Annotated in this window: 9 protein-coding genes and 1 pseudogene; 3 read left to right on the top strand and 7 right to left on the bottom strand. The window is 70.8% G+C overall.

Features of this window, described 5'->3' with window-relative positions:
• Positions 1-264: 264 nt before the first annotated feature.
• The 4 genes and pseudogenes from OG787_RS48330 to OG787_RS48315 form a co-directional block, all read right to left on the bottom strand.
• On the bottom strand, positions 265-555 hold the full coding sequence (locus OG787_RS48330) for a hypothetical protein (RefSeq protein ID WP_405539851.1): 291 nt from the start codon (positions 553-555) through the stop codon (positions 265-267).
• A 62-nt stretch (positions 556-617) separates the two neighbouring features.
• Entirely contained in the window at positions 618-959 is a 342-nt protein-coding gene (locus tag OG787_RS48325) for a hypothetical protein (protein WP_405539850.1), read from the bottom strand.
• Positions 960-1,113: 154 nt separating this feature from the next.
• The gene (locus tag OG787_RS48320; RefSeq protein WP_405539848.1) at positions 1,114-4,263 is read right to left on the bottom strand and encodes a hypothetical protein; all 3,150 of its coding nucleotides are present in this window, start codon (positions 4,261-4,263) and stop codon (positions 1,114-1,116) included.
• Positions 4,264-4,366: 103 nt separating this feature from the next.
• Positions 4,367-4,753: pseudogene (locus OG787_RS48315) on the bottom strand (hypothetical protein); the annotation flags it as partial.
• Between the two features lie 389 nt (positions 4,754-5,142).
• Here OG787_RS48315 and OG787_RS48310 point away from each other — a divergent pair.
• The gene (locus OG787_RS48310) at positions 5,143-6,159 is read left to right on the top strand and encodes a ribosome-inactivating family protein (protein WP_369029637.1); all 1,017 of its coding nucleotides are present in this window, start codon (positions 5,143-5,145) and stop codon (positions 6,157-6,159) included.
• A 330-nt stretch (positions 6,160-6,489) separates the two neighbouring features.
• Here OG787_RS48310 and OG787_RS48305 read toward each other — a convergent pair whose 3' ends face one another.
• From OG787_RS48305 to OG787_RS48295, 3 genes are all read right to left on the bottom strand, one after another.
• Positions 6,490-7,638, bottom strand: coding sequence for a thiolase family protein (locus tag OG787_RS48305; RefSeq protein WP_405539847.1), 1,149 nt, complete (start codon positions 7,636-7,638; stop codon positions 6,490-6,492).
• Between the two features lie 103 nt (positions 7,639-7,741).
• Positions 7,742-8,803 carry an LLM class flavin-dependent oxidoreductase gene (locus OG787_RS48300; protein WP_405539845.1) on the bottom strand — a complete coding sequence of 354 codons (1,062 nt, stop codon included), beginning with the start codon at positions 8,801-8,803 and terminating at the stop codon, positions 7,742-7,744.
• 67 nt (positions 8,804-8,870) lie between these two features.
• Positions 8,871-9,536, bottom strand: coding sequence for a TetR/AcrR family transcriptional regulator (locus OG787_RS48295; protein ID WP_405539844.1), 666 nt, complete (start codon positions 9,534-9,536; stop codon positions 8,871-8,873).
• Positions 9,537-9,873: 337 nt separating this feature from the next.
• On the opposite strand from OG787_RS48295, the gene OG787_RS48290 reads away from it, so the two are divergent.
• Both OG787_RS48290 and OG787_RS48285 read left to right on the top strand, forming a co-directional pair.
• On the top strand, positions 9,874-11,292 hold the full coding sequence (locus OG787_RS48290) for an FAD-binding oxidoreductase (protein ID WP_369029642.1): 1,419 nt from the start codon (positions 9,874-9,876) through the stop codon (positions 11,290-11,292).
• 102 nt (positions 11,293-11,394) lie between these two features.
• A complete protein-coding gene (locus OG787_RS48285) occupies positions 11,395-12,156 on the top strand; it encodes an SDR family NAD(P)-dependent oxidoreductase (RefSeq protein WP_369029643.1) in 762 nt (253 codons plus the stop codon).
• Positions 12,157-12,183 lie beyond the last annotated feature (27 nt).

Here is a 12,183-nt window from a genome sequence, read left to right as displayed (position 1 = left end):
TCCCTGGATCGATGATCTCTGGTTGCGCATGCGAAGAACGGCCACGATCAATGAATTCGTGCGCGCCCGCGTGAGCCACGCGCTGTCCGTCCACCATGCGCTCATGCCCGACATCGAGATCGTGGACGCCGACTCCGCAACGGGAATCTGGGTCGTGTACGACTGGGTCGACGACCCGAAGCACAGGCGCGCCTTCGAGGGCTACGGCAATCCGTCGTCGGCGCCGCCATCCGCACCCCGGAACGGCGACGCCGACGTCGTGGGTCAGCACTTCCAGACGGCCCAGTACATGACGCCCTTCAGCTCACCGCTGTTGAGGGCCACGGGCGTGTCGACGCCCACCTTCGCGGCGCCCTTGCCCGGGTAGTACCAGTAGTAGTGGCCGTGGTTCCGCTTGTTGTAGTGGACCTCCAGCCAGCCCCGGGAGTGCCGGATGTACGGGGCGAACCAGTACGCGCCCTTGTAGCCGGGGCGGATGGTGTTGGTGAGGGTCTGGGTGGTGGTGCGGGTGTCGCCCACCGTCCACTTCTCGGTGCTCGACGTACTCGCCTTCACGCCTCCCTCGAACACGTCCGAGAACCCGGCGTTGACCTCCAGCTTCGTCTCCTCCTCGGCGGTTAGGAGTACGAGGTGTTGGTCGCGTAGCTGGCGGTGAAGGAGTAGGTCCCGTTGTCGGAGCCCGCGCAGTTCGCGGCCACGTTGGTGGCCTGGTGCCGCTTGCCCAGCGAGGTCCAGGCCTGCGTCTCGTGGTACTGGCACAGGTCCGGCTTCATACCGCCGTGGCCGCCGTTGCAGTCGGCGATCACGTCCGGGTGGGTGTTGGGGTCCCAGCCGGGGGTGAGATTGGAGTTGTCGTACGCGGCGCTGGCCGTCCCGGTGGAGAAGGGGAGGATCAGCACGGCGAGGGCGGGCGCGAGCAGGCCCAGTCGTCTGCGGCCGGCGGCGTTGAGGACGTTCATGGAGGCGTTCTCCTCGTCGGGGGCGGGCCGCCCGCTCGCCGATGGCGTGGCGCGGGAGGCCCGTCGGATGTCCGGACGCGCTGCCCGGCGGGCGGCGCTGACCAGATCGTCAGGGCCCGGGGAGTTGATCAGCCAGCCGTTTCCGTCAGGGCGATCAATGTCCGCACACCCTGCGGTACGGCGCGTCCGGCACGTAGGTGCGCCACTGGGCGCGGGTCAGGTCGGCGTTCCCGGCGCGGGCGCAGACCTGGATGACGGCCCGGGTGGAGGCGACGTGGTACCGCTGGAGCGGGACGTGGACGCTGCCGGCGTAGAGGGTGTCGTTGTCGGCGCTGAAGGCGAGGGTGTCGATGCTGTCGCCGGGGGTGGTCAGGAGACCGCCGAGCGGTTGCCGGGTGGCGGTGTCCCAGAGCTGGAGCGAGCCGGCGTCGCCGCCCACGGCGAGCGTGCGGCCGTCGGGGCTGAGCGCCAGTGCGTGGACGCCCTCCGGGCTGTCGCCCAGCCTGGCCGGGAACACGTTCTGAAGGACACCGGCCTTGCGCCGCAGTTCCCCGTCCCACAGGGCGACCCGGCCTGTCTGGTCCCCGGCCGCCAGCCATGAGCCGTCCGCACTGAAGGCGAGGGCTCCGATCTGGTCGCCCTGGACGAGGTCCCGCACCGTCACCGCGCCGCCCGGGAGGCGGGCGACCCGGTTGTCGCCGGCGAGAACCCGGCCGTCGGGACGGACGGCCAGATGACTGCTGGTCAGACCGGTCACCGTGGTGACGCGACGATGGTGTGCCGTGTCCCACACCTCGTCGCGCGGGTCCCCGCCGTCGGTGGGCGTGCGCACGGCGTACAGGGTGCTGCCACCGGAGTTCAGGGCGAGGTCGATGACCGCCGCGTCCGAACCCGACGCGGCCAGGTCCAGGGTGCTGCGCACCCGGTCGTGGCGCAGGTCCCGGACCGTGATCCGCTGGGGCGCCGCCTCCTGCCCCGGCACCGTGACGCCGTACGCCAGCGACCCGCCGTCGGGGCTGAAGGCGGTCACCGCCATGGTGTCCCCCGGTGTCACCGGGGTCGCGCCGTTCCGGGAACCGGGCAACGGGGGCGACGGCAGCGTCCGTACGACGTGTCCGTCGCGGGTGTCGAGCAGCCGGAAGCGGTAACCGGAGCCGGTGCTGACGCGTTCGGCGGTGACGAGGGTGCGGCCGTCGGGGGCGAAGCGTACGGCGGACAGGTCACGGTCCCGCCAGGCCCGCGTCACGGCCGTCGCCATGTCGAGGGAGTGGACCGTGGCTCCTTCCAGGTAGCGCAGGACCGGGTGTGCGGGATCCCAGGCGAGGCCGCCGTACACGTACTGGTTGTTGAGGGAGTGGCGGAAGACCGGGGCGTCGGGCGACGACAGCCGCCACACCTTGATCTCCGTGCCGTCGACCGCCGCCAGGAAGCGCCCGTCCGCGCTGAAGGCGGTGTACTGCACGCCGGGGGCGGTGAGGTCGGCCAGTTGGTGCCCGGAGCCGGTGTCCCAGACGCGGATCCCGCTCTCCGAGACGGCGGCCATGCGTTCCCCCTGGCCCAGGACCAGTGTCGACGCGTCGTCGGCGCACACGTCCTGGTCGTCCGACCAGTCGCCGGGCAGGCGGCGGTGGCGGGCGGTGTCCCACACCTGCGGCACCGCGCCCTGGCCGCCCGTGGGGCAGACGGCCACCGTGCGGGCGCCGGGGCCGGGGTCCACGTCGGCCCGGGTGGACGCCGGGCTCTCGAACAGCAGTCTGCCGTCGGTGAGGGAGCGGAGTTCCGCCCGGTCGTCGTCGGTGCCGGTCACCAGGAAGGTGTGGTCGCCGATGGAGACATCGCTGTACGCCGGCCACGGCCCGCCGCCGGTCCAGCGTCCGGTGACGGTGTTCCACAGCCGGATCTCGCCGTGCCCCGACAGCGCCACCACCTTCGCGTCGGACGAGGCCCCGACCACCATGGCTCCCCCGGCGGGCAGCCGGCCGGAGCGCGTGCGACGGTGCGTGGCGACGTCGTACGTCGCCCAGGTACGGCCCTCGACGCTCAGCAGCACGCGGCCGGAGCCGGTGAGGGAGCGGTGCGGGCTGTCGCCCGGGGCGGGGTCGGTGAACGTGTCCTGCTCGGGCTGGGCGAGGGCGCCGAGCAGGGCGCGGCGGGACTCGGGGAGCGGTGAGACACGCCAGGCGGCGACGCCCAGGAGCATCGCGGTGCGCGGGTCGGTGGTGCGCAGGGAGTCGGCGACGGCGGCGATCCGGCGGGCGGCGGTGTCGGTGCGCTGCCGCTCGTTGTCGCGGTGCTGGCTCCACGCGGTCAGGCTCACCACCAGCCCCACCGCCAGGACGGCGGACAGTGCGGTGAGCAGTGCCCGGGACCGTCTGGTCGTCCGGGCGGCGGCCCGTTGTTCCGCGTCCCGGGTCTCCGACGCGGCGGTGAGGAAGGCCCGTTCCGGCACGGTGAGCATGCCGTCGTCGTCCGCGAAGAACTCCTCGGCGCGCTCCAGTCTGCTGCCCCGGTACAGACCACCGGGGTCGTGGTCGTGCTCCAGCCAGGCGCGGGCGGCCTCGGTCAGCGCCCGGTGGTGGCGCAGCCGCTCCCGGTCCTCCTCGATCCAGTCGTGCAGGCGCGGCCAGCAGGTGATCAGCGCCTCGTGGGCGAGGTGGACGCCCTCCTCGTCGACGGTCAGCAGCCGGGCGTGGGCCAGCCGCTCCGCCACCGTCGGCACGTCCGGGCAGTCCCACTCGTCCAGTTCGGCCCGGGTCAGCGGGCGCCGGGTGTCGGGGGTGCCCCGGCCGGGCTCGATCATCCGCAGCAGCAGGCGCCGGGCGGCGGACGCCTGGGGTCCGGTCAGCCGGCCGTACACTTCCTCGGCGCTCGCCGCGATGGCGCCGCGGACTCCGCCGGCCGCCTCGTAGGCGGCGAGGGTCAGCATCCGGCTGCGGCGTCGGCGCCAGGTCTCCAGCAGGGCGTGCGAGAGCATCGGCAGGGCGCCCGGCTGGTCCTGCACCTCGTCGACGATCCGCGCGGTCAGCTCCCGTTCGACGAGCAGGCCGACCGCCTGCGCGGGCTTGATCACCGCCTCGCGCAGCTCGTCCGCCGTCATCGGCCCGACCAGCAGCCCGGCGCCGTGCAGCGCGTCCGCGAGTTCCCGGTACTCACCGCATCGGGGATAGAAGTCGGCCCGTACGGCGATGAGGACCCTGAGCCGACTGTCCCGGTTCCGGGCGGCGAGCAGCAGCTCGACGAAGCGGGCCCGCTCGGCCCCGTCCCGGCACAGGGTGAAGACCTCCTCGAACTGGTCGACGACCACCCAGCTCTCCGGTTCCCCCTCGGCCGGGGCCAGCAGATGGCCCGTACGTGGTGGCGGGTCGGTCCCCGGGGGTGAGCACCCGGAGTACCGCCGGGCGCCCCCGGTTCGCGATCTCCTGCTGGAGGCGGGGGATGAGCCCGGCCCTCAGGAGCGACGACTTGCCGCTTCCCGACGCGCCGAACACCGCCGCGAACCGGTGCCCGCACACCAGCGCGCACAGTTCCTCGACCATCCGGTCCCGCCCGAAGAACAGCTCCCGGTCGCCCGGCTCGAACCGCGCGAGCCCCCGGTACGGCGGTGCCGCGTCGGCGTCGTCCTCGCGGGCAGTCCCCGCGGCCACCGCCTCGGCCGCCTTCCACCGGGTCTCCCACTCCCCCGGATCACCGCCGCAGGCCCGTACATAACCCTGGACGACGTCGAAGGTCGGCAGCCTCTCACCGGCCGCGGCCTGCGACAGCGTTGTCGCCGAGAAGGCCGCCGTCTTGGCCATGGCGCGGTAGGACGGGCTTCCGGCGGTCCGGCGCAGCTCCCGAAGCTCATGGGCGAGCCGTTGTACGGGACCGGCGTCCGGGTCCACCGGCCTTTCGGGACGACCCATGAACAGATACCTCCGCACAAATGGCGAAATGCCATACCAGGAGCCGCGACCATACGTTCCGGAACATCTCGTACGGGCATGGATCCGGTTACGAGGAGGCAAATGAAAGGCGATGAAAAGCTACTTTCAGAACATTTGGCGCACGGTGACGGGATTGATTGCGCTGGCAGAAGGGACGTGCCGATCAACTCTCCGGTTGCGAATGTCGGTCGTGACACGAGCCGGAACCCCGGCACAGCGATCACCACCCGGAGAAGCCGGAGAAGCTGGAGAACAGCGCCATGTCCCACTCAGATGTCACGGCCGTCCCCGAGCAGGCCGCCACGCCGAGGAAGTCCCGTCGAGTCCGGCTGACAGGGGCCTGCGCGGTACTGGCCGCGGGTGCGGTCCTCGTCTCCGGTTTCTCGCACACACCCGCCCCGAAGGCGCAGGCCCGCACTGTCACCCTGGATGCCGCGAGCATCGAGACGGTCCAGAACCAGACCCCCCTGTTCTGGTGGAACGGGAGCAGATGGGACTACTTCGGCTTCCTCAACTCGATCCGCCGGGCCATCCACGCGGACAGCAACAACGTTCCCGGCACCGCGAACACCGTGGATCACACCGACACGAACAACCACGGGTTCTTCGACGTCGTCATCGGGGACCGGAACGGACACCAGGTACGCCTGCGCCTTCGCCGCGACAACCTGTACCTCATGGGCTGGTTCGACTCGAACGACACCTACAACTACATCGGGAACTCATGGCAGGCCGGAATCCCGAACGACCACCGCCAGGCCGCCAGTGCGGGCGCCCGCGGCGGAAGCCGGCAGCTGCTCGCCGGGGCGAGCTACGACCGGATCGAGAGGCTGGCCCGGACCAACCGCAGCCGCCTGAACTTCAACCAGGACGCGGTCAGCTCGGGCGCGGGCGTTCTCTGGAACGCCGACTACCGCCACCCCGAGTTCCTGGCCCAGTCCCTGCTCTTCTTCACCCAGTTCGTCGCGGAAGCGGCGCGTTTCCGCGGTATCGCGGACACGATCGGCTGGCAGGGCTTCGCCGACAGTACGGCGGACAACTGGCGCTACCGCACCACCATCGACCCCCATCTGATCGACCAGGAGACCAGCTGGGACAACCTGAGCCAGCGGTTCAACTGGATGCTGCTGAACAACGTGCCCCAGGACAGCGCCCGCAACGCCCTGAACGGCGCCCTGCGGACCGCGAGCGGCGCGATCCTCGTGTACCGCCTGATCACCATGTCGGACTACGCCCGCGTGCTGAACATGGCCCTGGGCTACCCGAAGCGCGGCTGAGCGACGGACGACGCCCCCGGACACCTCAACCGCGACTCACACACGACGTCGGGCCCCACCGCGAACGGTGGGGCCCGACGGCATCCCCCCTCGCACTGAGCCCGTCGGGGCCCTGACCAGCCTCCGCCCCATCTCGGTCGCGACCAGCCCGGCAGTGACGATGTTCACGTGGACGCCGTGCCGCCGCTCCTGACAGACGAGCGTGCGCACGCACGTCTCCATCGCGGCCTTGCCGGATCAGGGCGATGAGTCCGAGGACCAGGCCGCCGAAAGCGACGTGATCGCCGTCCGAGACCGCTGCGGCCCTCTCCCGCAGGGGCATGACCTGGTTCATGGGATCAGTTCCAGGATGGTCGCGTTGGCCAGTCCGCCGCCCTCGCACATGGTCTGAAGTCCGTAGCGGATCCTGTTGTCGACCATGTGGTGGATCAGCCGGGTCATCAGGATCGCGCCCGAGCCGCCGAGAGGGTGGCCGACGGCTATCGCACCGCCGAGCGGGTTCACCAGTGCCGGGTCGGCGCCGGTCTCGGCCAGCCACGCCAGGACGACCGGAGCGAACGCCTCGTTGCACTCGAACGCCCCGATGTCGCCGATCGACAGGCCGGACCGCGCGAGGGCCTTGGCGGTCGCCGGAATGGGCCCGGTCAGGACCATCACGGGGTCGTCCGCGGCCACCGCGAACGTGTGCAGCCGGACCAGGGGCTTCATCCCCAGCTCACGGGCCCGCTCGGACGTCGTGATCAGCAGGGCGCCGGAGCCGTCGGACATCTGCGACGCGTTCCCCGCGTGGACGACGCCGTCCTCCTTGAAGACCGGCTTCAGCTTCGAGAGGCTCTCCACGCTCGTCCCGCGCCGCACACCCTCGTCGACGCTGAGCCCGGACCCCGGTACGACGGCGTACTGCTTTTCGAAGGCCCCGGAGTCGATGGCCGCCGCCGCCCGCTCGTGGGAAGTGGCCGCGTACTCGTCCACCTGCTGTCGTGACAGCCCCCACTTCTCGGCGATCAGCTCGGCGCCGAGACCCTGGTGAATCCGCTGCCCGGCATACCGGGAAGCGGCCATCGGGCCCATCGGCCTCTTGAGGTCCCCGCCGGAGGCGGTTCCCATCGGCACCCGCGTCATCGACTCGACGCCGCCGGCCACCGCGATGTCGTACTGGCCCGAGATCACTCCCGCGGCGGCGAAGTGCACCGCCTGCTGCGACGATCCGCACTGCCGGTCCACCGTGACGGCCGGGACCGACTCCGGCCAGTCGGCCGCCAGTACGGCACTCCGGCCCAGGTTGAACGCCTGCTCACCGACCTGCTCGACGACGCCCCACACGACGTCGTCCACCAGCGCCGGGTCGAGGCCGGAGCGGTGGGCGAGCGCGTCGAGCACATGCGCCGACAGGTCCACCGGATGAACGTCCGCGTACGCGCCTCTGCGCTTCCCGATCGGCGTCCGCACCGCTTCCACGACCACTGCGTCACGGGGCATGGCGTGCCACCTTTCACCTGGCTCATCTGGTTCGAACGCTGTCCGAAAAGACGCTAACCCCGCCACACCTCCATCATCAACACCACAGTCACTTAATTATCGATCACGTCAAACTTTGCGGGGTGGAGAGTGACGGCGAGGGAGTCGGCCTCGAACGGACCTCGGCCCGCACCACGGGGGCGACCTCCGTCCCGAGGAGTTCGATGGCCCGCATCAGTTCGAGATGCGACAGGGAACCCACCGCGAGTTGGATGAGCGTGCGCTGGTGACCGAAGAGTTCGTGGTGCAGCAGGAGCTTTTCGATGACCTGCTGCGGCGACCCCACGGCATAGACACCGAGCGGGCCGGTCTTCGCGTCGAACTCGGCGCGGGTCATCCGTGGCACCCCTCGGTCACCGAGGACCGACGCGAACAGATCGGCGTCCGCCGGATAGTAGGTGTCGGCGGCCTCCTGGGAGGTCCTGGCGACGAAGCCGTGGAGCGTGACGGCGGACGGCTGCGGGGCATGGCCGGACTGCTCCAGCGCCTGACGGTGCAGATCCAGCAGCGGGGCGAACCGGGCGGGGTGACCGCCCAGCATGGCCAGCGCCATCGGCAGACCCAGCCGGCCGGCCCGGACGACCGAGCCCGGATTGCCGCCGACCCCGAGCCACACCGGAAGCGGATCCTGGACGGGCCTGGGCAGGATCAGCTCGTCGACCAGCGGAGGGCGGAACCTGCCCGACCAGGTGACCGGCTTGCCGGAGCGCAGCGCGAGCAGGAGGTCGAGCTTCTCCGCGAAGAGCGCGTCGTAGTCCTGTACGTCCTGGCCGAACAGCCGGAACGAGTCCAGCAGGGCCCCTCGTCCCGCCATGATCTCGACGCGCCCTCCTGACACCAGGTCGGCGGCGGTGAACTGCTCGAACACGCGCACAGGGTCGTCCGAGCTGAGGACGGTCACGGCGCTGGTCAGCCGGATGTTCCGGGTGCGGGCCGCGGCGGCGGCCAGGATCACCGCGGGTGCGGGCGCGGCGAATCCGGCGCGGTGGTGCTCGCCGATGCCGAACACGTCAAGGCCGACCTGGTCGGCCAGGACGATCTCCTCGATCAACTCCGGAACGCGCCGTGCGGCGTCGACACCTGGTCCGATGGCGACGTCCGCGAAGGTGAATGCGCCGATCTCCATGCCGTATCAGTCCTCTCCCCATGGGTTCACGGCGGAGAGAACCGCGTAAGTGGCGCATGTATTCCACTTAGCGCGGCCGGTCCTTCGCGGACCCGGCCGAACGGCTCAGCCGACGCAGCTCCCCGTACGTCTCGGTAGCCGTGGGCGCGGGCGGCAGCGGTTCCGCCTCCGCGGTCGCCTTGACGGCGTGCACGAGGTAGGCGATGAGCCGGGCGGAGAACCGGCCGGCCTGCCCGCCGCCGCCCGCGACCACGCCCGCGTGGGCGAGGAGCAGCATGATCAGATCCTCGGGGACGAAGTCCTCACGCAGCCGGCCCGCCGCCTGCGCACGGGCGATGACCTGCTGGAACGCCGTATAGGCGCGCCGTCGTTCCTTCGCGAACCTGATGGACTCGGGGAAGCTCATGGTGAGCACCTCGGTGAAGCCGCGGTCGGCGAGCTGCATACCGGCGACCTGTTCGACGAACACCACGAACCCGTGCCAGGGATCGGGGTCGTCCAACGCCTGCTCGGCGAGGTCGGCGTACGCCGTGGCCCGGTCCTGGAAGGTCTCCGCCAGCAGCGCGCCCTTCGACGGGAACCGTCGGCGCAGGGTGGGTTCGCCGACCCCGGCCCGCAGCGCGATCTGCCGCATCGAGACGCCGACACCCTCGCTCGCGAAGAGCTCCCGTGCGGCGGCCAGGATCAGTTGCCGGTTCCGCTCGGCATCCGCACGCAGTCCGGACTCACTCATGACCTGATCGTACGAGGCCGGAACAGCGATCCCGGATGCCGACGGAGGGCGGCGTACGGGGACGCCTGATGCCGCTGCCCTGAACTCGCGCGCGAACTCGGCGTCAACGCGTCGTCAAATTCGCGGTCCCCGCCACCTTGACGCCTCTCGACACGACAGTTAGATAATTGACGCCATCGACATGCGGGGTGACGGCGAGCACTCCCGGACCACCAGGCCCGGGGGCGCGGAGGACCCGGGGCCCGAGACGAACACCGTCCATGACTGCGTTAGCCTCGCCCCGTAACCGGAAATTGAATTTCCGTTTAGCTCGAAGCGATCCAGCCTGGAGGCATCCATGACCACGGCCCCTACCTCGAACCAGCACCTCGACTTCCCCGCCGACTTCCGTGGCGCCGTCTTCCGCCCCGGTGACGACGGCTACGACGAGGCCAGGGCCGTGTACAACGGCCGTGCCGCCGACTCCGGACCCGCGCTCATCGCACGGTGCACGGACGAGGACGACGTCGTCACCGTCCTGCGGTACGCGTCGGCGGGGGACATCCCGATCGCCGTACGAGGTGGCGGCCACATGTCGGACGGCCTGGCGATGCCCGGCGGTGCCCTGGTCGTCGACCTGTCGGCCATGCGCGCGGTCAGCGTCGATCCCGAGACGCGTGTCGTGCGGGCGCAGCCCGGCGTACTGCTCGGGGAACTGGACGCCGCCACGCAGGAGCACGGTCTCGTGGTGCCGGCCGGGACGGTCACCAGCACGGGCGTCGCCGGACTCACTCTCGGAGGTGGCATCGGGCACCTCATGCGCCGCTTCGGAGCGACCGTCGACAATCTGCTGGCCTGCGAGATGGTCACCGTCGACGGCCGCAAGGTCCGCGCGGACGAGAAGGAGAACCCCGAGCTGTTCTGGGCGCTGCGCGGTGGTGGCGGCAACTTCGGGATCGTCACCTCGTTCGAGTTCCAGGCCCACCCGCTGGGCCCGGACGTCGTCAGCGGACAGATCATCTTCCCCGGGGACCAGGCCGCCTCGATCCTCGCGAAGATCCCCGGCCACATGGCGGACGCTCCTCGTGAGCTGGGTCTGCTGATCGCGATCACCGACGCGCCCCCGCTGCCGGCCCTGCCCGAGGAGGCGCACGGACAGCCGGTGCTGGTCCTCATGCCGGTGTACAGCGGGGACCCGGAAACGGCGGACAAGGTGATCGAGCCCCTCGCCGCCCTCGGCCACCCCGTGGCCAATCTGGTCGGGCGGATGCCGTGGCTCCAGGCCAACTCGATGCTCGACGCCATCGCCCCCTACGGCGTGCGGATGACCCTGCGCGGCGGGTACCTGCCGGCGCTCACCGGCGAGGTCATCGACGTCCTGCTGGAGCGTGCCGCCGTCGTACCGCGCCACCCCACCGCGAGCACCACGTTCAACGTGTGGTGTCTGGGCGGCGCGATCTCCGAGGACGTCGACGAGGACGCCGTCGCCTTCTCCCGTGAGGGCGCCGCGTTCCTGTGGGAGGCCGTCAACATGTGGCAGACGCCGGAGCACGACGCGCAGTACGAGGAGTGGGCCGAGGCCACACTCGCGGCGGTCCGCCCGCACGCGCTGGCGAACGGCTACACCAACCTCACTCACGACCAGGGCGAGGAGTGGCGACGCGGTGTCCACGGCAGCCCGGAGAAGTTCCGTCGGCTGACCGAGGTCAAGACGGAGTGGGATCCCCGCAACCTGCTCCGCTTCAACAAGAACATCACTCCGGCCGACGCCGGGTGATCCATGGCGTACCGGCCGGGCCCTGCGAGGCCCGGCCGGTACGCCGCCCCCCTCTTCGGCAGATTCCTCGACCCGCGTTTCCCGGAAGGAAGTACCGAACACATGGCTGAGCAACTGGACGGCACCGTAGCGATGGTCACCGGCGCTAGCAGCGGCATCGGCCGCGCCGCGGCCCGGCAACTGGCCGCGCAGGGAGCGGCCGTCGCACTGGTGGCACGCCGTAGGAACCGGCTGACGGAACTCGCGGACGAGATCAGCGCGTCGGGAGGAACCGTGACGGTCCTGGACGCGGACATCACCGACCGCAAGCAGGCGGCCACCGCGGTGGAGCGCACGATGAGCGACCTCGGACGGCTGGACACCGTGGTGAACTGCGCGGGAGTGATGCTCACCGGCCCCGCCGACGAGGCTCCCGTGGACGAATGGGAGCGGATGGTCTCCCTGAACCTCATGGGCCTGCTGTACGTCTCGCACGCGGCCCTCCCCCACCTCATCAGCGCGGCGGAGAGCAGTTCGCGCCGGGTCGCCGACCTGGTCAACGTCAGCTCCGGCGCCGCCCGGACGGCTCGCGGCGGCGCTGCCGTCTACGCCGCGACCAAGATGAGCGTGAACACCTTCAGCGAGGCCCTGCGCCAGGAGGCAGCTCCGCACAACGTGCGGGTCTCGATCGTCGAACCCGGCGCCGTGGACACGGAGTTGTTCGACCACCAGCGGCCGGCCGTCCGGGAGCACTTCGCGCAGTGGCTGGCCGACGTGGAGAAGCTCTGGCCCGAGGACATCGCGGACGCGATCGAGTACATCGTCACCCGGCCGCGCCGCGTCACCGTGAACGACATCATGGTCCGCCCCACCGACATGCACTGAGCGGCAGGGAGGGCAGAAAGCGAAACG

Origin of the sequence: Streptomyces sp. NBC_00075, assembly GCF_045041225.1 — a bacterium.
Taxonomy (GTDB): Bacteria; Actinomycetota; Actinomycetes; order Streptomycetales; family Streptomycetaceae; genus Streptomyces; species Streptomyces adonidis.
Note: the sequence above shows the minus strand (reverse complement) of the source record. Positions and strands in the feature narration are given on the sequence as shown.